The organism is Mangrovicella endophytica, from assembly GCF_002893625.1.
In the GTDB taxonomy this organism is placed as follows: Bacteria; Pseudomonadota; Alphaproteobacteria; order Rhizobiales; family Rhizobiaceae; genus Mangrovicella; species Mangrovicella endophytica.
The window spans coordinates 559,245-579,309 of the sequence record NZ_PKMZ01000002.1; the positions used below are offsets into that span (position 1 = coordinate 559,245).

Annotated in this window: 17 protein-coding genes and 1 tRNA gene; 12 read left to right on the forward strand and 6 right to left on the reverse strand. The window is 66.3% G+C overall.

The genetic code is table 11. The annotated features are described in order from the left end of the window. Positions 1 to 6: 6 nt before the first annotated feature. The 3 genes from C0R46_RS08260 to C0R46_RS08270 all read right to left on the reverse strand — a co-directional run bounded on the left by C0R46_RS08260 (position 7) and on the right by C0R46_RS08270 (position 3,441). The gene (locus C0R46_RS08260; protein ID WP_102959105.1) at positions 7 to 2,031 is read right to left on the reverse strand and encodes a PhoX family protein; all 2,025 of its coding nucleotides are present in this window, start codon (positions 2,029 to 2,031) and stop codon (positions 7 to 9) included. Positions 2,032 to 2,372: 341 nt separating this feature from the next. Next, positions 2,373 to 2,447: transfer RNA gene (locus C0R46_RS08265), tRNA-Val, on the reverse strand. Between the two features lie 280 nt (positions 2,448 to 2,727). Next, on the reverse strand, positions 2,728 to 3,441 hold the full coding sequence (locus C0R46_RS08270) for an HAD hydrolase-like protein (protein ID WP_102959271.1): 714 nt from the start codon (positions 3,439 to 3,441) through the stop codon (positions 2,728 to 2,730). A gap of 107 nt (positions 3,442 to 3,548) precedes the next feature. On the opposite strand from C0R46_RS08270, the gene rpiA reads away from it, so the two are divergent. From rpiA to C0R46_RS08300, 6 genes are all read left to right on the forward strand, one after another. Then, positions 3,549 to 4,256 carry a ribose-5-phosphate isomerase RpiA gene (gene rpiA / locus C0R46_RS08275; RefSeq protein WP_102959106.1) on the forward strand — a complete coding sequence of 236 codons (708 nt, stop codon included), beginning with the start codon at positions 3,549 to 3,551 and terminating at the stop codon, positions 4,254 to 4,256. Between the two features lie 119 nt (positions 4,257 to 4,375). Next, a complete protein-coding gene (locus tag C0R46_RS08280; RefSeq protein WP_102959107.1) occupies positions 4,376 to 4,933 on the forward strand; it encodes a DUF2059 domain-containing protein in 558 nt (185 codons plus the stop codon). Between the two features lie 93 nt (positions 4,934 to 5,026). After that, positions 5,027 to 6,427 carry a glutathione-disulfide reductase gene (gor, locus tag C0R46_RS08285; protein WP_102959108.1) on the forward strand — a complete coding sequence of 467 codons (1,401 nt, stop codon included), beginning with the start codon at positions 5,027 to 5,029 and terminating at the stop codon, positions 6,425 to 6,427. A 70-nt stretch (positions 6,428 to 6,497) separates the two neighbouring features. Next, complete coding sequence (locus C0R46_RS08290; protein ID WP_102959109.1) at positions 6,498 to 7,154, forward strand: gamma-glutamylcyclotransferase family protein; 657 nt, start codon at positions 6,498 to 6,500, stop codon at positions 7,152 to 7,154. Positions 7,155 to 7,298: 144 nt separating this feature from the next. Beyond that, on the forward strand, positions 7,299 to 8,678 hold the full coding sequence (locus C0R46_RS08295; RefSeq protein WP_102959110.1) for a class II 3-deoxy-7-phosphoheptulonate synthase: 1,380 nt from the start codon (positions 7,299 to 7,301) through the stop codon (positions 8,676 to 8,678). A 204-nt stretch (positions 8,679 to 8,882) separates the two neighbouring features. Continuing rightward, a complete protein-coding gene (locus C0R46_RS08300) occupies positions 8,883 to 9,677 on the forward strand; it encodes a DODA-type extradiol aromatic ring-opening family dioxygenase (protein WP_102959111.1) in 795 nt (264 codons plus the stop codon). A gap of 3 nt (positions 9,678 to 9,680) precedes the next feature. Here the strand turns inward: C0R46_RS08300 and C0R46_RS08305 are convergent, their stop codons facing one another. Beyond that, positions 9,681 to 10,367, reverse strand: a complete 687-nt coding sequence (locus tag C0R46_RS08305) for a DedA family protein (RefSeq protein ID WP_102959112.1) — start codon at positions 10,365 to 10,367, stop codon at positions 9,681 to 9,683. Positions 10,368 to 10,591: 224 nt separating this feature from the next. On the opposite strand from C0R46_RS08305, the gene C0R46_RS08310 reads away from it, so the two are divergent. From C0R46_RS08310 to gltX, 4 genes are all read left to right on the forward strand, one after another. Next, positions 10,592 to 12,268 carry an NAD+ synthase gene (locus C0R46_RS08310; protein ID WP_102959113.1) on the forward strand — a complete coding sequence of 559 codons (1,677 nt, stop codon included), beginning with the start codon at positions 10,592 to 10,594 and terminating at the stop codon, positions 12,266 to 12,268. Between the two features lie 81 nt (positions 12,269 to 12,349). Continuing rightward, the gene (locus tag C0R46_RS08315) at positions 12,350 to 12,610 is read left to right on the forward strand and encodes an AbrB/MazE/SpoVT family DNA-binding domain-containing protein (protein ID WP_102959114.1); all 261 of its coding nucleotides are present in this window, start codon (positions 12,350 to 12,352) and stop codon (positions 12,608 to 12,610) included. Between the two features lie 2 nt (positions 12,611 to 12,612). Continuing rightward, a complete protein-coding gene (locus C0R46_RS08320) occupies positions 12,613 to 12,945 on the forward strand; it encodes a type II toxin-antitoxin system PemK/MazF family toxin (protein WP_102959115.1) in 333 nt (110 codons plus the stop codon). A 61-nt stretch (positions 12,946 to 13,006) separates the two neighbouring features. Continuing rightward, the gene (gene gltX / locus C0R46_RS08325) at positions 13,007 to 14,380 is read left to right on the forward strand and encodes a glutamate--tRNA ligase (protein WP_102959116.1); all 1,374 of its coding nucleotides are present in this window, start codon (positions 13,007 to 13,009) and stop codon (positions 14,378 to 14,380) included. A 56-nt stretch (positions 14,381 to 14,436) separates the two neighbouring features. On the opposite strand, the gene C0R46_RS08330 is transcribed toward gltX, so the two are convergent. After that, positions 14,437 to 16,743 (reverse strand): NADP-dependent malic enzyme, encoded by a 2,307-nt coding sequence (locus tag C0R46_RS08330; protein WP_102959117.1) that lies wholly within the window; start codon positions 16,741 to 16,743, stop codon positions 14,437 to 14,439. A gap of 295 nt (positions 16,744 to 17,038) precedes the next feature. Between C0R46_RS08330 and C0R46_RS08335 the strand changes: the two genes are divergently transcribed. After that, positions 17,039 to 17,881, forward strand: coding sequence for a UDP-2,3-diacylglucosamine diphosphatase (locus C0R46_RS08335; protein ID WP_102959118.1), 843 nt, complete (start codon positions 17,039 to 17,041; stop codon positions 17,879 to 17,881). Next, positions 17,881 to 18,912, forward strand: coding sequence for a glycosyltransferase family 4 protein (locus C0R46_RS08340; RefSeq protein WP_245413470.1), 1,032 nt, complete (start codon positions 17,881 to 17,883; stop codon positions 18,910 to 18,912). The genes C0R46_RS08335 and C0R46_RS08340 overlap by 1 nt, the downstream gene beginning before the upstream one ends. A gap of 54 nt (positions 18,913 to 18,966) precedes the next feature. Here the strand turns inward: C0R46_RS08340 and dgcA are convergent, their stop codons facing one another. Then, positions 18,967 to 19,959 (reverse strand): N-acetyl-D-Glu racemase DgcA, encoded by a 993-nt coding sequence (dgcA, locus tag C0R46_RS08345; protein ID WP_102959120.1) that lies wholly within the window; start codon positions 19,957 to 19,959, stop codon positions 18,967 to 18,969. Positions 19,960 to 20,065: the final 106 nt, after the last annotated feature.

The following is a 20,065-nucleotide window of genomic DNA, read 5'->3' on the forward strand; positions in this document are numbered from 1 at the left end:
CTTATATCAGGCGATCCGGCCGCCGCCCTGCTTGGTGATGGCGAGCACCGAGGGGCGCACCGGCATGTCGTCCCGGAAGTCGGGCCAGCGGGTCGACAGGTCCTCGTAGTAGGAAGGACGTCCAAAGCCGTCCCAGTCATCGCCCCCATCGCCAGGATGCTGCACGGCGACGAAGGCCGTCTGCTCATCCGGCAGGATCAGCGGGCCGCACATCTCGGCGCCGACCGGCACCCGGAAGAACAGCTTCGACGTCCCGCGTGCATCGCCTTCGGTGTCCACCGCCCAGAGGCCGTCGGTGCGGCCGGTGTCCTTCGGCGAGTTGCCGTCGGTGGAAACCCAGAGGCGCCCGCTCGTGTCGACATGGCAGTTGTCCGGCATGCCGAACCAGCCATTCTTGGTGGTTTCGGTGGAGAAGGTCGCGCCGACCTCGGCAACCGACGGGTCGCCGCACTTCAGAAGCACCTCCCAGGTGCCGGTGGTCGCGGCGAAGTCACCGTCCTTCTCGGCAATCTCGATGATGTGGCCGAAGGCGTTCTTGGCACGCGGGTTGGCCGCGTCGACCTGCTCGTCCTTGCGCTTGGTGTTGTTGGTCAGCATCACGTAGACGCGGCCGGTCTTGCCGTCTGGGCCGATGTCTTCCGGGCGATCCATCGGAGTCGCTTCCAGTAGGTCGGCGGCACGGCGCGTCTCGATCAGCACGTCGGCCTGGCTGGCGAAGCCGTTCGCGTCGGTCAGCGGACCTTCGCCATGAACCAGCGGCAGCCAGGCGATCGTGCCGTCTTCCTCGAACTTGGCGACGTAGAGCGTGCCTTCGTCGAGGAGGTTCATGTTGGCGGCGCGGTCATCCGGATTGTAGGTGCCGGCCGTGACGAACTTGTAGACGTAGTCGAAGCGCTCGTCGTCGCCGAGATAGAAAACGACATGGCCGTTCTTCGACACGATGTTGTCGGCGCCCTCGTGCTTGAAGCGGCCGAGCGCGGTGCGCTTCTTCGGCGTGGAGTTCGGATCCTCCACGTCGACCTCGACCACCCAGCCGAAGCGGTTCGGCTCGTTCGGCTCCTTGGAGACGTCGAAGCGGTCGTGGAATTTGCCCCAGGCATAGGTGCTCTCGGGAATGCCCATGCGCTTGTAGTTCGCGGCCTCCGGGTGATCGGCGGGCAGCTCACCCATGAAGTAGCCGTGAACGTTCTCCTCGGCCATGATGTAGGTCCCCCAGGGCGTGACGCCGCCGGCGCAGTTGTTGACCGTGCCGAAGACCTTGCGTCCGGTGCTGTCGGCAGAAGTCTTCAGGCGATCATGGCCGGCAGCCGGGCCGGTGAGTTCCATCTCGGTCATCGCGGTGATGCGGCGGTTCTTGGCGCCGTCGCGCACCACCTGCCATTTGCCGTCGACCTTGCGGATCTCGACGACGGTGCCGCCATGGGCCGCCATCTCGACATTGACTCGGTTCTCGTCGGCATCGGCCAGTTCGAGCTCGGCGACCGTCTTGGTCGGATCCTTCTCGTCAGGCTTCTGGACGACCTTGACGATGCCCGGGAACATCAGGTGCTCGTTCGTGTACTCGTGGTTGACCACGAGGTAGCCGTGCTCCGAGGAGCCGTCGATCGGGATGAAGCCGACATAGTCGTTGTTGTAGCCGAACTGACGCGCCTGCGCCTCTGGCGTCTGCTTGGTCGGGTCGAACTCAGGTGAATCCGGAAAGAGCGCGTCGCCCCAGCGCAGCAGCACGTCGGCGTCGTAGCCTTCGGCTACATGGTGGTGCGCATCGACTCCCGCTTCCACTTCCTTGAAGTCGAAGCGCGACGTGGCGCCCTGCGCACGAGCGTTGTCTGCCGTGATCAGCGCCAGCGGGCTGACGGTGGCAGCGATCGCCGTGGCTGCCAGCGAGCCGCGCAGGAAGTTGCGGCGGGAGAAGCGTGCTGCGATGATTTCGCCCATCGTGCGGTTCGCGGTCGGGTTCAGACCCTCGCCGTCGGCATCTTCCAACTGGCTGGTGCGGAACGCCGCGCGCATGGAGGTGTGTTCGTTCATGGGACCATCCTCGTCGAAGCGGAGAATTGAAAACCGACGGAGAGGAGCCGTGAGGAGAACTCTCGAACGGTTCTAAAATCGTCTACTGTAACGATATAACAGCCATATGACAGGCCGCTGCGTCAGTCGTTCGTTGAGCTGTCGAGATGCACGCGGGGAGTGCTTGGGGGAGCGCATGGACGCAAGCATCCAGCGAAGATCGTGCTTCCTCGTCGCGCAGGCTGACGACGATGCGGCAGATGTCAGCGCTTCGACAAGTGGCTAGGGAGTAGACAGAGACATCCAACCGGCTGCGTCTGCGGCAGCAGATCCATAAAAACTGTAGCGAATAACGGCTTGAATGGTGGGCGCGACAGGGATCGAACCTGTGACCCCCTCGGTGTGAACGAGGTGCTCTCCCGCTGAGCTACGCGCCCGATCGCGCCGGCAGCAAAGCCGTAGCGCGAGGTGCGGCGATATAAGGCGGGAGGACCGGCGCCGTCAACAGTGCGGCGCATCTTGATCGACTGTCCTGTTGCGGCCATGCCGGCGGCTGACCAGAGCGCCGCGGCTTTCTGCGCAACGTGATGTCTACGCTTGCCCGGCGGACGACCGTTGACCTAACGTCGCCTTCCCGCGGCGACCGGAGCGGCGGCACATCGTCCGCCTTGTCTTCAGCCGCAGACGCATGCCGCTATCGATGCCATCAATCCGAGCCTATCGCCGCATGAGCTGGTGCAGCAGCGCCCCCTTTAGCTCCGAATAGGTCTCGATCACGCGGCTTGCCTTGGCTCGCGCCTCGGCGTCGGGCGCATAGCCGAAGTCGATGAGGATGCTGGGGACGTCAAGCGCCAGGGCGGCGGCGACATCGGTCATCGTGTCGCCGATCATCACGCTCGTCGCCGCGGCCGCGCCAGCGCGCGCGATGGTGCCGCCGAGATGCATCGGGTCCGGCTTGCGGCCGCCGAAGGTGTCGGCCCCGCAGATCGTTGCGAACCGGTCCGCAAGGCCCAACTCTCCCAGGAGCTTGACGGCGAGATGCTCGTACTTGTTGGTGCAGACCGCAAGCGTGAAGCCGTCACGCTCCAGCCGGTCCATTGCGGCGACGACGCCGTCAAAGGGCCTGGAGCGGACGCAGATATGCGCCTCGTAATGAGCGAGAAACCGCACCACCTGCTCGCCGAGTTCGTCGTCGCCAAGCGGACGGTCGACCCACTCATAGGCCTTGCGGATCATCACGCGGGCCCCGTGGCCGGCATGCGGGCGGATCAGCTCCAACGGCACCGGCGCCATGCCAACGGCAGCGAGGCAGTGGTCGAGGCTGGCCGAGAGATCCGGCGCGGTGTCGACCAGCGTTCCGTCGAGATCGAAGACGGCGAGCGGACGCGGTGGTGTTTCAGATCGTGCGGGCTGATCGAAGGATGGGCTCATCAGCCGGCTTTCGCCGCATTCGCGGCGTCGGTCAAGCAAGGCTCGCTTCATCGACAGGCTCTGCCTTTCACGCTATGGCCTGCCGCGAAGAGGCAGGAGCGGTGTGGATGGCGAGCGCCAGTGAACTGAAGACCAGGGCGGCGGAAGCTGCCGTTGCCGAGGTCGAGAATGGGATGCGGCTCGGCATCGGCACCGGCTCGACGGCCGAGATCTTCGTGCGCAAGCTAGCCGAGCGGGTTTCGGGCGGGCTCGAGATCATCGGCGTCGCGACATCGGAACGCACCGAGCAGCTTTGTCGCAGCCTCGGCGTGCCCACCGCCACCCTGGAGACGGTGCCCGAGCTCGATCTGACGATCGACGGCGCGGATGAGATCGATGGCGCGCTGTCGCTGATCAAGGGCGGCGGCGGGGCACTGCTGCGTGAGAAGATCGTGGCGGCCGCTTCGCGGCGCATGCTGGTGATCGCCGACGCCTCCAAGCGGGTCGAGGCGCTTGGCGCCTTTCCGCTGCCGATCGAGGTGAACGGCTTCGGGCTGATGGCGACCTTCCTGGCCATCCGCAAGGCCGGCGAGCGGCTCGGCCTCTCCGGCGACATCATCCTGCGCCGGCAGGGCGAGGAGCCTTACCTGACCGATGGCGGCCATCTCATCCTCGACGCATCTTTTGGCCGTATTCCGGATTCAGAAGCACTGTCCGGAGCCCTTCATGCCATTCCCGGCGTCGTCGAGCATGGCCTGTTCATCGGCATGGCCACGAGCGCGATCCTTGCCGGCGAAGGTGGGGTGGAGAGGCTGGATGCGCCGTCGCGTCGCTGATGGTTTCGCGCCCGCCACGCCCGCTGGGCGCTCTTGCAAGGCCTGATATAAAGCCGTTACTCAGCGCAGCTTCGAGCGAGCGGCCGAAACGGTGTCACACGAACGGAGAAGAAGCTCCCATGATCCTCAGCCTCACGATGCGCCGCGGCGTCCTTGCCGCCGCCGCCCTCGGCCTTCTCTGGGCCGCGCCGGTGCAGGCGCAGGAGTTGAGCCCGGCGCATCTGACGGCAGCGCGTCAGGCCGTCGATTCCATCGATGCGACGGAGCAATTCGACAACATCCTCCTGAACGCGGCTACGCAGATCAAGGCGGAGCTGATCGTCAACAACCCCAATCTGCAGAGCCAGATCTCGGACATGGTGGACGAGGCCGCGCTGGCGCTGGCGCCCCGCCGCGGCGATCTTGAGAACGAGATCGCCCGCGTCTATGCCAAGCTCTTTACCGAGCAGGAGCTGCGCGAGATCGCCGAGTTCTACAGTTCCGAGGCCGGGCAGAAGCTGATCAAGCAGGGGCCGCTCGCAACCCGCGAGATGATGGCATCCGCCGACGTGTGGTCGAACGGCATCGTGCGTGACCTGAGGCAGGCGGCGATCGACGGCATGCGCAAGCTTGCGCCCGAGGCTGCTGCCGCCAATGCTGCGCCGACCGGCCAGGGCACGGCTCCCGCTGGTCAGTGAGCGACCGGTCTCGCGCCGTCTGAGTATTCGAAAGCGGGCGGTCTTCGGGCCGCCCGTTTGTCTTCGTAGCGGGTTCATCCAAGGAGCGGCGCCGTGTCTGGCACGACCTACGACTTCGACCTCTTCGTGATCGGCGGCGGCTCCGGCGGTGTCCGGGCGGCGCGCCGGACGGCGGCCCTCGGCAAGCGCGTCGCCATTGCCGAGGAGTTCCGCTACGGCGGAACCTGCGTCATCCGCGGTTGCGTGCCGAAGAAGCTCCTCGTCTACGCGTCCCAGTTTTCCGAGAGCTTCGTCGACGCCAAGGGTTATGGCTGGACCGTCGGCGAGCGCAGCTTCAGCTGGAGCGAGCTCATCGCCAACAAGGACCGCGAGATCGACCGTCTCGAGCGGATCTATCGCGAGAACCTGGAAAAATCCGGCGCGCAGATCCTGAAGACGCGGGCGGTGCTGGAAGGGCCGCACGAGATTCGGCTGATCGAGACCGGCAAGGTCGTCACCGCGGACAAGATCCTGATCGCGACCGGCTCGCGCGCCAATCCGCATCCGGACCTCCCCGGTGCCGAGCACTGCATCACCTCCAACGAGGCGTTCCACCTGAAGCGCCTGCCGCAGTCGATCGTGATCCTCGGCGGCGGCTACATCGCGGTCGAGTTCGCCAACATCTTCCTCAATCTCGGTGTGGAGACGACGCTCGTCTACCGCGGCAAGGAAATCCTGCAGGGCTTCGACGACGATCTGCGCCACGAGCTGCACCAGGCTATGGCCAAGAAGGGCGTGCGCATCCGTTGCGAGGACTTGCTTAAGGAGGTCGTGCAGAAGGCGGACGGCCGCTTCGAGGCGCATCTGGCCAGCGGCGACGTCCTGGACGCCGACGAGGTGATGCTGGCGATCGGCCGCAAGGCCAACACCGACGATCTCGGCTGCGAAAAGGCTGGCGTCGAACTCGACGCGCGGGGTGCCGTCGTGGTGGATGATTACTCGCGCACCAGCGCCGCGAACATCTACGCGATCGGCGACGTCGTGCATAAGCTGCAACTGACCCCGGTGGCGATCCACGAGGCCATGTGCTTCGTCGACAGCGTGTTCCTGGGGAAGCCGACCAAGCCGGACTACGATCTGGTGCCCACGGCGGTGTTCTCGCATCCGGAGATCGGCACGGTGGGTGCGACGGAGGCTGAGGCCGCCAGGGAATTCGACGAGATCGAGGTCTACCGCGCCAAGTTCAGGCCGATGAAGAACACGCTGTCCGGCCGCGACGAGACCATGCTGGTGAAGCTGGTGGTCGACGCAGCGAGCCGCCGCGTCGTCGGCGCGCATGTGCTGGGTCCCGACGCCGGCGAGATGGCGCAGCTCCTGGGAATCGCGGTGAAGTCCGGCCTCTCCAAGGACGACTTCGATCGCACCATGGCGGTGCATCCGACGGCGGCGGAAGAGCTGGTGACGATGTATACGCCGAGCTACCGCATCCGGAAGGGCGAGAAGCTGGCGGCCTGACCGTCGCGGCTCGCCGGCAGGACGCAGTCCGCGGCTCGTGGGGCGGGCGGGTGAGGAGAGGCGCCGCGGCATGCGGATCCACGACGATCATCCCGACCTCATGCATCTCGCCGCCGGCGGCAACGTGGTGGCTTATTTCGGCTACGGCTCGTTGGTGAACCGGCTGACGCTGCGCACCAAGTTCCTCGCCATACGGCGCGCCGAAGTGTCGGGGTGGCGGCGCTGCTGGATCCCCAAAGCCGCCAATCCCGCGCTGGCGCTCCTGTCGGTGCGGCCGGAACCCGATCATGTGACGCAGGGCGTCGTCGTCTATGACCTCGCTGATCATCTGCCGTCGGTGGACGAGCGCGAGGCCGGCTACGCCAGGCGCATCGTCGATCTCGGCCGCATCGCGATCGACGGCGCGCCCGTGCATGACGTCCCGCTCTACATCTACGAGGCCAATCGCGCGACGCAGGAGGCCGGCGGTGTTGGCGCGGCGATCCTGCAGTCCTATCTGGATGCCGTGCTGCAGGGCTTCCTGGCGCTTTACGGCGAGGCGGGCGTGCGACGCTTCGTGCAGGAGACCGCCGGCTTCGAGACCGATGTGGTGCGTGACCGTTCGGCGCCGCGCTACCCGCGCTCGGTGTCGCTGCAGCGCGGCGAGGCCGCGTTCTTCGACGCGCTTCTGGAGGCGCGTGGGGTGCGGTATGTCGAGCGCGAAGCTGGTGTATCCGCCAATGCTTAGCGTGCTGCGTCATGGGTGACAAAACGCGACTTTGATGCTTAAAGGCGCGCAGCGCCGCTGCGGAAGGGCCGAACCATCGGGCCTCCGGCGATCCCGTCGACAACAACCAACGACAGGGCGGGACGAGCGGTGAAGGAGACAGCCATGGCCAAGAACTGGACGCCGCGGAGCTGGCGCGACAAGCCGATCGAGCAGGTTCCCGATTTTCCGGACCTGTCGGTCCTGGAGGACACGGAGAAGAAGCTGGCGAGCTTCCCGCCGCTGGTTTTTGCCGGTGAGGCGCGCAAGCTGATGCGCAGCCTTGGCGAAGTGGCCGAGGGCCGCGCCTTCCTGCTTCAGGGCGGTGACTGCGCCGAAAGCTTCGCCGAACACGGCGCCGACAACATCCGCGACTTCTTCCGCGCCTTCCTGCAGATGGCCGTTGTCCTGACCTTCGGCGCCTCCTCGCCGGTGGTAAAGGTCGGTCGTATCGCCGGACAGTTCGCCAAGCCGCGCTCATCCAATACCGAGACGAAGAACGGTGTGACGTTGCCGGCCTATCGCGGCGACATCATCAACGGCATCGAGTTCGACGAGGCGTCGCGCATCCCGAACCCGGAGCGCCAGCTCGAAGCTTATCGCCAGTCGGCGGCGACGCTGAACCTCCTGCGCGCCTTCGCGCAGGGCGACTACGCAAATCTGGAGAACGTCCACCAGTGGATGCTCGGCTTCATTTCCGGCAGCCCGCAAGGGGAGCGCTACGGGAAGCTCGCCGACCGCATTTCGGAGACGATGAACTTCATGCGGGCGATCGGAATCACCGCCGAGACGCACCCGGCCCTGCGCGTCACCGACTTCTTCACCAGCCACGAAGCGCTGCTTCTGGGCTATGAGGAGGCGCTGACGCGCGTCGATTCCACCTCCGGCGACTGGTACGCCACTTCCGGTCACATGATCTGGATCGGCGACCGCACCCGGCAGGAGGGCAATGCCCATGTGGAGTTCTGCCGCGGCATCAAGAATCCGATCGGCCTCAAATGTGGACCGTCGATGGACACGGACGGGCTGCTGCGCCTGATCGACGCCCTCAATCCGGAGAACAAGGCGGGCCGGCTGACGCTGATCACCCGCTTTGGCCACGAGAAGGTGCAGGCGCACCTGCCGCGGCTGATCCGGGCCGTGCAGAAGGAAGGCCGCAAGGTCGTCTGGTCATGCGATCCCATGCACGGCAACACGATCACGGTGAACGACTACAAGACCCGGCCGTTCGAGCGGATCCTCGCCGAGGTGCAGCACTTCTTCGACGTGCACCAGGCGGAGGGCACGCATGCCGGCGGCATCCATATCGAGATGACCGGCAAGGACGTGACGGAGTGCACCGGCGGCTCCCGACCGGTGCTCGCCGAGGATCTGTCGGATCGCTACCACACGCATTGCGATCCGCGCCTCAACGCCAACCAGGCGCTAGAGCTGGCCTTCCTCGTTGCCGAGCTCCTAAAGAAGGACCTCGCCGCGCAGGCACCGCGGCAGGCCGCTAACTTCTGAGTTGGCGGCGGCCGTCGGGCCGCCGTCGAGCTGCCGAGGCAGTGCGCCCGGATGCTGCGTCGCTGCGTGGCCCGCGCGAAAGATCTGACGCAGTGAACGCTGCGTCAGGCGCGGGCTCGGCAGACGCATGACGCCCGCTATGGCACTCCTGACGCCGATCGCCGCCGTGATCTTGGAAGCGGCGGCCGGTGCCAGGAGGCTTCCATGGCGGCGATGCCGACCCTCTTCATTTCGCATGGTTCGCCCGACATCGCGATCGCCGAAACACCGGCGGCCGAATTCCTGACAACCCTGGCGCAGTCGCTGCCGCGGCCAGCCGCCATTGTCGTCGCGTCTGCGCATTTCGAGAGCAGCCGGGTGCTCGCAAGCGGCGATGCCCGGCCTGAAACGATCTACGACTTCGGCGGCTTCGATCCGCGCCTCTACCGGATGCGCTATGAGGCACCGGGCGAGCCGGCACTCGCGGCCGATATCGTGGCGCATCTGAGCGCCGCCGGCTTCGATGCATCCGTTGCAACAAACCGCGGCTACGACCACGGCACATGGGTGCCGCTGACGCTCGCCTTCCCGAAGGGCGACATCCCCGTCGTGCAGGTCTCGATCGACCCGGCGCAAGGACCCGAGCACCATCTGCGGCTCGGCGCAGCGCTTGCCTATCTGCGGGAGCGCGGCGTCCTGATCATCGGGTCAGGCTCCTTCACCCACAATCTGCGCGAGGCCTTCACCAATATCCGCGCCGGCCGCCGCAACGTGGAGACGCCTGCCTGGGTGTCCGGCTTTGTCGCCTGGATGAGCGGGCGTATCGAGGCGGGCGACCGCGCGGCCTTGGCCGACTATCGTCGGCTGGCGCCCTTCGCGCGCGAGAACCATCCGACCGACGAGCACCTGATGCCGCTCTATGTGGCGATGGGGGCGGCGGGCGAGGGTGCGCGGGCGGAGCGCCTGCATGACAGCCGCGATTTCGGCGTGCTGGCCATGGAAGCCTACGCCTTCCACTGAGCGCTATGCCTGCCGATCCCGGCGCTCGCTCGACCGGCGCGCTGTGCTCCGGATGCCGGCGAGTTCGCCGCGTTCGTCCCGCATGCGCTGCCGGCGGGCACGGAACCTGCAGGTCACATGACGTTGAAAGAGCGGTCCCCATTGCCGCCACGCGAACCAGAGCGTCAGCGCCACCGCAACGACGCCGAGCGTGATGCCAATGCCCCGCTCGGCCGCTTCCAGCTGCGCGAAGACGCTGCCGATGGAGTAGCCGAAGACGTAGCCGAGCGTCGTGAAGAGACCTGCCCAGATGCCGGCCCCGAGGAAGTTCAACACGACGAAGCGTGGAATGCTGATGCGCGACAGGCCGAGCGCGATCAAACCCGGCATGCGAAGGCCGTAGATGTAGCGGTTCACGATTACGAAGAAGGCCTGGTAGCGCTCGACGAGTCGAATCGCCTTGGCGAATTTTGGCTTCTGCCGCCAGCGCGACACCCAACGATGGCCGGACCAGAATCGCGCGAACAGGAACACGGCGAGATCGCCGAAGAAGGAGCCGATGAAGGCAAGCGCCATCATCGTCTCCAGAGGATAGGCGCCCCGATAGGCCAGGAAGCCGCCGACGATCGCAAAGACCTCGCCCTCGAAGAACGTTCCGGCAAGAACGATCACCGGACCGAACTGCCCGATCAGACTGAGGATCTCGTACACTGTGTCTCCCGGCGCATCAGGACCGTCCCTGGCGTGCCCATTCGTCTGGCTGCTGCGACCATTCGTCCAGCCGCGGCGGCGTTGTTGCAAAGTTTTGCGGCGCGAAAAAGGGGGGGCGTCGCTCGTGGTGAACAAGGTGGGATGCGCCGCCCGCGCTTGCCATGGCAGGGCCGCCGATTAGATCGAGCTCAGAACGGCGTCAGGCTTGGGGATCAAGAAGCGATATGACTGGAATGATCGGGGACAGCTTCAAGCTTGCCGTGGCACAGCTCAACCCGGTGGTCGGTGACGTCGCCGGCAACCTTCAACTGGCGCGGCGGGCGCGGGAGCAGGCGGCGGCAGAGGGTGCCGACCTCGTACTCTTCACCGAGCTCTTCATCGCCGGCTATCCGCCGGAAGATCTTGTCCTGAAGCCGGCCTTCGTCGAAGCCTGCATGGACGCCGTCGCACAGTTCGCGAAGGACACGGCGGACGGCGGCCCTGGCGCGATCATCGGCTGTCCCTATCGCAACGCCGACGGCCTCTTCAACGCCGCGGCAGTCGTGGACGGCGGCGAGATCATCGCCTGGCGTTCCAAGGTCGACCTGCCGAACTACGGTGAGTTCGACGAAAAGCGCGTCTTCCAGGCCGGCGCCATGCCCGGGCCGGTCAGCTATCGCGGTTTGCGACTGGGGATTCCCGTCTGCGAGGACATCTGGGGCGATCTCGGCGTCTGCGAAACGCTCGCGGAATCGGGCGCGGAGATCCTCCTGTCGCCGAACGGGTCGCCCTACTACAAAGGCAAGATGGACGTCCGCCACCAGGTGGTGCTGCGGCAGGTGATCGAGACCGATCTGCCGCTCGTCTATGCCAATGAGATGGGCGGGCAGGACGAGCTCCTGTTCGACGGAGCGTCGTTCGCCTTCAACGCCGACCGGAGTCTGGCCTTCCAGCTGCCCGAGTTCGAAACCGCAGTCGCCATCAGCGAGTGGAAGCGTGTCGACGGCCGCTGGCGGTGCGATGCGGGCGAGTTCGCGGCCATCCCCGAAGCTGAGGAGGCGGTATGGCGCGCCTGCATGGTGGGCCTCAGGGACTATGTCGACAAGAACCGCTTCAAGGGTGTCGTGCTCGGCCTCTCCGGCGGCATCGATTCGGCCGTCGTCGCCGCAATGGCCGTCGACGCATTCGGACCCGAGCGTGTCCATTGCGTCATGCTGCCCTATCGCTACACCGCGCAAACGAGCCTGGAAGATGCGGAAGCCTGTGCGCGGGCGCTGGGTGTTCGCTACGACATCGTCCCGATCATGGAGCCCGTCGAGGGCGTCAACACCGCTCTTGCCGGGCTGTTTGCCGGGCATGCCCTTGATATCACCGAGGAGAACATCCAGAGCCGCATCCGCGGCACCATCCTCATGGCTATCTCCAACAAGTTCGGCGCCATGGTCGTCACCACCGGCAACAAGAGCGAGATGTCGGTCGGCTATGCCACGCTCTACGGCGACATGAATGGTGGCTTCAACCCGCTGAAGGACCTCTACAAGACCGAGGTGTTCCGCCTCGCGCGCTGGCGTAACGAGCATCAGCCGAAGGGTGGCCTCGGACCCGCCGGCGAGGTCGTGCCGAACCGCATTATCGTCAAGCCGCCCTCGGCGGAGCTGCGCGAGGACCAGAAGGACGAGGATTCGCTGCCACCCTATGACGTCCTCGATGCCATCCTCGAGCATCTGGTCGAGCATGACGGCAGCATCGGCGAACTGGTGCGCCGTGGTTTCGACCGCGACACGGTCCGGCACATCGAGCGGCTGCTCTATATCGCCGAATACAAGCGACGGCAGTCGGCGCCGGGCACCAAGGTGACCCGCAAGAATTTCGGCCGCGACCGCCGCTACCCCATGACCAACCGGTTCCGGCAGGGGGCGTGATCCCAGAGGTCGGCAGCCCGTCCGCCTTGCCCACAACTTCAGGAAGTTATACTTTGATATAACTTCGAGGGAGGTACAGGCATGGCGACGTCACGCCTAAGGAAGGTCGGAGGGTCGGTGATGCTCGCCATCCCGCCCGCCTTGCTGGAGCAGGCGAAGCTCGGCGCATCCTCGCTCGTCGACATCTCGCTGGACGAAGCCTCCGGGAGTCTTTCCGTGAGGCCGGCCCGGAGGCGCTACAGCCTGGCCGAGCTGCTGGCTGAGAGCGAACCGGCGGGGGAGATGCCCGATGAGGATCGGTTGTGGCTCGATTCTCCCGCAGTCGGTTCTGAAGACATCTGAGCATGCGGCGCGGCGAGATCTGGCATATCGACCTGGACCCGACACTCGGGACAGAGCAGCGCGGCAGGCGCTACGTCATGATCGTCTCGGCGGACGCCTTCAACAAGGCCGTGGGCCGCGCTGTGGTGGCGCCGATCCGCAGCGGCGGGGGGCAGTCCCGTCACAGAGGCTTTGCCGTGACGCTTTCGGGCGCGGGCACCAACGCGACCGGTGTGATCCTATGCGACCAGATCCGGACCGTCGATCTGCGCGCTCGCAACGGAAAACGCTCCGAAGCGGCGCCCGACTTCATCGTCGACGAAGTCTTGGCTCGGATCGCCGCGATTTTCGAGTAAGGGTGACGGCAGGAATCGAGCTCGCCGCTTGCGGGCTGCAGAAAGAGGTTCGCCCGACGCGATGATCGTCACCGTCCGCTTCGCGCCGTCACCGACCGGCTATCTCCATATCGGCAATCTGCGCACGGCGCTGTTCAACTGGCTGTTCGCGAAAGCTGAGGGCGGCCAGTTCGTGCTGCGCTACGACGACACCGACCGCGAGCGCTCGCGGCAGGAATATGCCGATGCCATCCGGGAGGATCTTGCCTGGATCGGCATCCAGCCCGACGCGGTGCTGCGGCAGTCCGACCGCATCGCTCTTTACGATGCGGCGGCGGAGCGACTGAAGGCGGCGGGGCTCCTTTATCCCTGCTACGAGACAACCGACGAGCTGGACCGCCGCCGCAAGCGGGCTGCGGCCCGCAACCTGCCGCCGGTCTATGGCCGCGAAGCCCTGCGGCTGACTGCCGAGGAAAAGGCGGCTCTGGAGACCGAGGGCCGTCGGCCGCACTGGCGCTTTCTCCTGCCGAATTTTGACGACGATCCGTTCAAGACCCGTCGCACCGAGGTCGCGTGGACCGATCTCGTGCGCGGCGAGCAGGTCGTCGACCTCGCCTCGCTGTCTGATCCTGTGCTGGTGCGCGAGGACGGCAGCGTCCTCTACACCTTCTGCTCCGTCGTCGATGATGGCGACAGCGGCATCACCCATGTGATCCGCGGCGACGACCACGTCACCAACACCGGTGTCCAGATGGCGATCTTCCAGGCTCTCGGCATACCGGCGCCGGCCTTCGGCCACCACAATCTGCTGACGACACTCAGCGGCGAGGGCCTCTCCAAGCGCAGCGGAGCTCTGTCGCTCCGCTCGCTGCGCGAGGATGGCTACGAGGCGATGGCGGTGGCGTCGCTGGCAACGCTTGTGGGTCTGCCGGGTTCGGTCGATGCCATGGCGGATCTCGAAAGCCTCGGGGCGCGCGTGGACCTCACGAAGATCTCGCCATCGGCCTCGAAGTTCGATCCGGCCGAGCTCGACCGGCTGAATGCCGAGCTCGTCCACGCCAAGCCCTATGGAGCGGTCGCCGAGGCGCTGGCGGCGCTGGACGTGCCCGAGCCCAAAGCGGAGGCGTTCTGGCTGGCGGTGCGCGGCAATTGCGAGCGCGTCGGCGAAGCGGCGCTCTGGCGCGACGTCGTTTTCGGCGCGCCAGCCTCTGCAGCCGAGCTGTCGGAGGAGGATCGGGCGTTTGTCAACGCAGCCTTCGACCTCCTGCCGGACGATCCCTGGGACGGGACGACCTGGAAGCGCTGGACGGACGCAGCCAAGGCTGCGAGCGGACGAAAAGGCCGCGCGCTGTTCATGCCCCTGCGCCTCGCACTCACAGGCCTCGATCACGGCCCGGAGATGGGTGCGCTGCTGCCGCTGATGGGCCGCGAGCGGGTGATCTCCCGCCGCCCCTGAGGCTTCCCCTCATCGTCCGCCGCCAGCAGTCAGCCGCGGCGGACGATGCTGTAGCCTCAGCTGCCGCGCTGGACGGCTTCGGCGACGGCGATAGCCGCGATGTTGACGATGCCGCGCGAGGTGACCGACGGCGTCACGATGTGCGCCGGCGACGCCGTGCCGAGGAGGATCGGCCCGACATGCAGCGCTTCCGTCATCGCCTTCACGACGTTGAGGGTGATGTTGGCGGCGTCGAGGTTCGGGAAGATCAGGAGGTTCGCCTCGCCGGTGAGCGCCGACGTCGGCATGGCTCGTGCACGGATCGGCTCGTTCAGCGCGGCATCGCCATGCATCTCGCCATCGATCTCGAAATCGGGCGAAGCCTTGCGGATCAGGGCCAGCGCCTGCCGGAGCTTGCGGGTCGCCTCGGTGTCGTCGCTGCCGAAGTTGGAGTGGGAGACGAGAGCGGCCTTGGGTTCGATGCCGAAGCGTCGGATTTCGGTCGCCGCAAGACCAGTCATCTCGGCGAGATCCTCAGCGGTCGGATCGCGCTGGACGTAGGTGTCGAGCAGGAACTTGGTGCCCTGCGAGGCGATCAGCACGCTTAGCGCCGCGAATTTGGTGACGCCGGGCGCAAAGCCGATCACCTGCTTGATGTGGCGCACGTGCTGGACGTACTTGCCCTCGAGGCCGCAGATCAGTGCATCGGCTTCGCCGCGGGCGACGGAGATCGCCCCGATCACCGTCGTGTTGGTGCGCACGATGGTGCGGGCGGTATCGGGATTGACGCCCTTGCGGCCGACCTTCTCGAAATAGTGGTCGACATAGTCGCGGTAGCGCGGATCGTCTTCCGGATTGACCACCTCGAAGTCCGTGCCCGGCCGGATGCGCAAACCATAGCGCTCCAGACGCGTCGCGATAACGCTCGGGCGACCGACGAGGATCGGCGTGCAGAGTTTCTCCTCCAGCATCACCTGCGCCGCCCGCAGGACGCGCTCGTCTTCGCCATCCGAGAAGATGACCCGCTTGCCGGAACTGCGGGCGATCGAGAAGATCGGCTTCATCATCAGGCCGGAGCGGAAGACGAAGCGGTTCAGCCGGTCGACATAGGCGTCCATGTCGGTGATCGGCCGGGTCGCGACGCCGGTCCTCTCCGCCGCTTCGGCCACCGCCGGCGCGATCTTCAGGATCAGCCGGGGGTCAAAGGGCGAGGGGATGAGATAGTCCGGTCCGAAGATCGGCGTTTCCGAGCCGTAGGCCTTTGCCGCGACTTCGGACACCTCTTCGCGCGCGAGCGCCGCGATGGCGTCGACGGCGGCGACCTTCATCTCCTCGTTGATCGAGGTTGCACCGCAGTCGAGCGCGCCGCGGAAGATGAAGGGGAAGCAGATGACGTTGTTGACCTGGTTCGGGAAGTCCGAGCGCCCGGTGCAGATGAGGGCATCGGGACGGATGGCGCGCGCCAGCTGCGGCATGATCTCCGGCGTGGGGTTGGCGAGCGCAAGGATCAGCGGCTTTGGTGCCATCTTCTCCAGAAGTTCGGGCTTCAGGACGCCGCCGGCCGACAGGCCGAGGAAGATGTCGGCCCCTTCGATCGCCTCGGCGAGCGTGCGCTGCTCGGTGGCGCGCGCATAGACCGCCATCCAGCGGTCCATCCGCGCCTGACGCCCCTCATAGACGACGCCGTCGATGTCCGTGCAGGTGATGTTCTCGACGCGCGCGCCGAGCTGGACGAGAAGGTTGAGGCAGGCGAGCGCAGCGGCGCCGGCGCCGGATGTCACGATCTTGACGTCCTCGATGCGCTTGCCGGCGAGAAGCAGACCGTTGCGGACCGCCGCCGCGACGATGATCGCCGTGCCATGCTGGTCGTCATGAAAGACGGGGATGCCCATGCGGGCGCGCAGCCGCTCCTCGACCTCGAAGCACTCCGGTGCCTTGATGTCTTCCAGGTTGATGCCGCCGAAGGTCGGCTCCAGCGCCGCGACGACGTCGACGAGGCGGTCGATCTCCTTGGCATCTACCTCGATGTCGAAGACGTCGATGTCGGCGAACTTCTTGAAGAGCACCGCCTTGCCCTCCATCACCGGCTTGGAGGCGAGCGGACCGATATCGCCGAGGCCGAGAACGGCCGTGCCGTTGGAGACCACGGCGACGAGGTTGGCGCGGCTTGTGTAGTCCGCCGCGAGCGACGGGTCGGCGGCAATCTTGCGGCAGGGCTCGGCAACGCCGGGCGAATAGGCGAGCGCGAGGTCGCGCTGATTGCCGAGCGGCTTGGTCGGCTGGATCGCAAGCTTACCGGGCTTTGGGTGCCGATGATAGAACAGCGCCTGCTCGTCGAGATCGTGCATCCTCTGGCGGGCCTTCTGGTCGTCGCTTTCGGACATGCTCTCTCCTCGATCTGCTGGACCAGCCAACAGCATATTGGCTTTGTGCTGGCACGAGCGTGACGGCGGTAAGCGCCTAACGGGCGCAACACGGCGGCCGTGCCGTCCCTCCGCTGACGCGACTAAGAATCGCCCGTTGGTCTAGAGCCTTTTGCCGCGAGGTGGAAGCACTCCAATCGTGCCAACTCCGTGCTGCGACAGCGAGTTACCCCGCTCAGAGGGACCCATCCCGTCATACGGGTGCAACAGGAATCAGCGATAGACGGGGAACAGCCAGCCAGGAGGCAGTTCGCCCATGCCGCTGACGCACCCATCGACGCCGCCGCGGCACGTGCGGACGCTCTTCATCTCAGACGTGCACCTGGGATCACGCGCGGCGAAGGCCGCCATGCTGATCGAGTTCCTGCGCGTCCACGACGCCGAGACGATCTATCTCGTTGGCGACATCGTCGACGGCTGGCGGCTCCGCCGCTCCTGGCATTGGCCGCAGCTGCATAACGACGTTGTGCAGAAACTCCTGCGCAAAGCGCGCAAGGGCACGCGGATCATCTACATCCCAGGCAATCACGACGAGTTCCTGCGCGATTTTCCGGGCCAGCACTTCGGGGGCATCGAGGTGCGGCTGACAGATGTTCATGAAACCGCCGACGGCAAGCGCCTGCTGGTGATGCATGGCGACGAGTTCGACGTCGTCGTCCGCAATGCCCGGCTGATCGCCTATCTCGGCGATTGGGCCTATGACGCGGCGATCGCGATCAACAGCGTCTTCAACCTCTTTCGCCGAAGGCTCGGCTTTCCCTACTGGTCGTTCTCTTCCTGGGCGAAGCTGAAGGTGAAGAACGCCGTCTCCTTCATCGGTGCCTTCGAGAGCGCGCTGGCTGCCGAGGCGGCACGGCGCGACTGCGACGGTGTCGTCTGCGGCCATATTCATCACGCCCAGATCGCCGAGCGCGCCGGCATCCTCTACGTCAACAGCGGCGACTGGGTGGAGAGCTGCACGGCCATTGCTGAGCATCATGACGGCTCGCTGGAGCTGATCGCCTGGACGGATGCCGCAGCCGCTGCACCCCGCCAGGCCGATACGGCCGCTCCCGAGGAGATGGTGCCCGTCGTCCTGAGCGATCTGGAGGCGGCGTGATGCGGATCCTGATCGCGACGGACGCCTGGCATCCGCAGGTCAACGGGGTCGTCCGGACGCTGGCAGCGCTGGTCGACGAACTGCGCCGGCGCGGCATCGAGGTCATGATCCTCTCGCCCGCCGATTTCCGCACGGTGCGCTGCCCGACCTATCCAGAGATTCGACTGGCGCTGGCGACAGGCGCTCGTATCGAGACGCTCCTGCGGGAGTTCGATCCGCAGGCCCTGCATATCGCCACGGAGGGACCGATCGGCCTGCAGCTCCGCCAGGTGGCGCTGCGACTGGGACTGCCCTTCACCACCAGCTTCCACACCCGGTTCCCCGAATATCTGCGCCGCCGTGTGCCGGTTCCGGAAAGCCTGACCTATGCCTGGCTGCGGCGCTTCCATGCGCCGGCGGCCGCCTGTCTGGTGCCGACCGAGGATGTGCGAACCGATCTGGCACAGCGCGGCTTCCGCAACCTGATGACCTGGACACGGGGCGTTGACCCCACGCTGTTCCGGCCGCTGCCGAAGCTGGATCTCGGCCTGAAGGGGCCGGTCTTCATGACAGTGTCGCGGATCGCGCCGGAGAAGGGGGTCGAGACCTTCCTCGACCTCGATCTTCCCGGCTCCAAGCTCGTGGTCGGCGCCGGCCCGAGCCTACCGGCGCTGCGCCGGCGCTATCCCGAGGTCTGCTTCGTCGGCAGCCAGAGCGGCGAGATGCTGACGCGCCACTACGCCTCTGGCGACGTCTTCGTCTTTCCCTCTCGCACCGACACCTTCGGCGTGGTGCTGCTGGAGGCACTGGCCTGCGGGCTGCCGGTCGCGGCCTTCCCGGAACCCGGCCCGCTGGCCGTGCTTGCCGGCTCCGAGGCGGGCGTCGTGTCGGACGATCTGAGGCTCGCCTGCCTTGCGGCGCTCGGCGTCTCCCGCGAGGCGGCGCTGACGCGCAGCCAGGACTTTACCTGGAGCGCCTGTGCCGACGTCTTCCTGTCGACACTGGCGCCGTATGGCAAAGTCGCAGCGGAGCGGATGTCCTGGGCAGCGTGACAAAGGCAGCAGCCGTTTTGCGAGCGCCTCGGACGTTTGCCTCCATGGATCTAGCTAACCCCAGAGCGCGCGTGTCGGCGGCGCTACCGTGGCACCGGCATAGACGAGGCCGCCGGGACGATCGTGCCTGAGGAGCAGCGGCCCGTCGAGGTCGATGACCTCGGCGCCTTGCGCCAGCAGCACCGCGGGCGCCATGGCGAGCGACGTCGCCACCATACAGCCGACCATGACCCCGAAGCCGTGCAGCCGGGCCTGCCGCACCAGCTCCATCGCTTCGGTGAGGCCACCGGTCTTGTCGAGCTTTACGTTCACGAAGTCGTAGCGGCCGACGAGTCCGGCAAGGTCCGCCGTGGCATGCAGCGATTCGTCGGCGCAGACCGGCACCGGGCGCGGCATGCGGGCAAGGATCGAATCGGCACCGGCGGGCAGGGGCTGCTCCACCAGCGCGACGCCGGCCGCGGCGGCCGCCAGCATGTTCGGCCGGATCGTCTCGTCGGTCCAACCTTCATTGGCGTCGATGATCAGCCGCGCCGCTGGCGCGGCCGTTCGAACTGCCGCGATGCGCGCGGCGTCGAGCCCGTCGCCACCGCCGACCTTCACCTTCAGGAGAGGGTGACGCGCCGCGGCGTCTGCGGCGGCCCGCGCCATGCCGTCGGCGTCGCCGAGCGAGATCGTGTAGGCGGTGAGAAGCGGCCGAGGATCGGGCGTGCCGAGGCTAGCAAGGATGTCGACGCTGCCGGACTTGGCATCGAGGTCCCACAGCGCGCAGTCGACGGCATTGCGAGCCGCGCCGGCCGGCAGACGCTGCTGCAGCTCATCACGGCCGATACCGCTCTCCAGCGCCTCGCGGATGCTCTCGATGGCAGCGACGACACTGTCGACGCTCTCGCCATAGCGTGCATAGGGCACGCACTCGCCGCGTCCGGCATGCGCATCCGCCTCGATCGTGCAGACCACCACGACGGCTTCCGTCTTGGCGCCGCGCGCGATCACGAATTCGGCGGCGAGCGGAAAGCGCTCCACTGTGACTGAAACACGACGCAACATCAAAAAACCTTTCGTGGCGGCGAATTAGTGTGCTCTCGCCATGACATTGGCGGGTCGGGCCGTTAACGATTTGAAGTCTGCGGCCGACCGGCGTTTTCCGCAGCTT

What these genes read in the sequence shown, in the direction of transcription:
- C0R46_RS08270 (WP_102959271.1), bottom strand. Translation starts at nt 3,441, where the DNA reads ATGAGCCCATCCTTCGATCAGCCCGCACGATCTGAAACACCACCGCGT.
- C0R46_RS08315 (WP_102959114.1), top strand. Translation starts at nt 12,350, where the DNA reads ATGGCGACGTCACGCCTAAGGAAGGTCGGAGGGTCGGTGATGCTCGCC.
- gltX (WP_102959116.1), top strand. Translation starts at nt 13,007, where the DNA reads ATGATCGTCACCGTCCGCTTCGCGCCGTCACCGACCGGCTATCTCCAT.
- C0R46_RS08340 (WP_245413470.1), top strand. Translation starts at nt 17,881, where the DNA reads ATGCGGATCCTGATCGCGACGGACGCCTGGCATCCGCAGGTCAACGGG.
- rpiA (WP_102959106.1), top strand. Translation starts at nt 3,549, where the DNA reads ATGGCGAGCGCCAGTGAACTGAAGACCAGGGCGGCGGAAGCTGCCGTT.
- C0R46_RS08290 (WP_102959109.1), top strand. Translation starts at nt 6,498, where the DNA reads ATGCGGATCCACGACGATCATCCCGACCTCATGCATCTCGCCGCCGGC.
- C0R46_RS08335 (WP_102959118.1), top strand. Translation starts at nt 17,039, where the DNA reads ATGCCGCTGACGCACCCATCGACGCCGCCGCGGCACGTGCGGACGCTC.
- dgcA (WP_102959120.1), bottom strand. Translation starts at nt 19,959, where the DNA reads ATGTTGCGTCGTGTTTCAGTCACAGTGGAGCGCTTTCCGCTCGCCGCC.
- C0R46_RS08300 (WP_102959111.1), top strand. Translation starts at nt 8,883, where the DNA reads ATGGCGGCGATGCCGACCCTCTTCATTTCGCATGGTTCGCCCGACATC.
- C0R46_RS08310 (WP_102959113.1), top strand. Translation starts at nt 10,592, where the DNA reads ATGACTGGAATGATCGGGGACAGCTTCAAGCTTGCCGTGGCACAGCTC.
- C0R46_RS08295 (WP_102959110.1), top strand. Translation starts at nt 7,299, where the DNA reads ATGGCCAAGAACTGGACGCCGCGGAGCTGGCGCGACAAGCCGATCGAG.
- C0R46_RS08260 (WP_102959105.1), bottom strand. Translation starts at nt 2,031, where the DNA reads ATGAACGAACACACCTCCATGCGCGCGGCGTTCCGCACCAGCCAGTTG.
- C0R46_RS08280 (WP_102959107.1), top strand. Translation starts at nt 4,376, where the DNA reads ATGATCCTCAGCCTCACGATGCGCCGCGGCGTCCTTGCCGCCGCCGCC.
- C0R46_RS08330 (WP_102959117.1), bottom strand. Translation starts at nt 16,743, where the DNA reads ATGTCCGAAAGCGACGACCAGAAGGCCCGCCAGAGGATGCACGATCTC.
- C0R46_RS08320 (WP_102959115.1), top strand. Translation starts at nt 12,613, where the DNA reads ATGCGGCGCGGCGAGATCTGGCATATCGACCTGGACCCGACACTCGGG.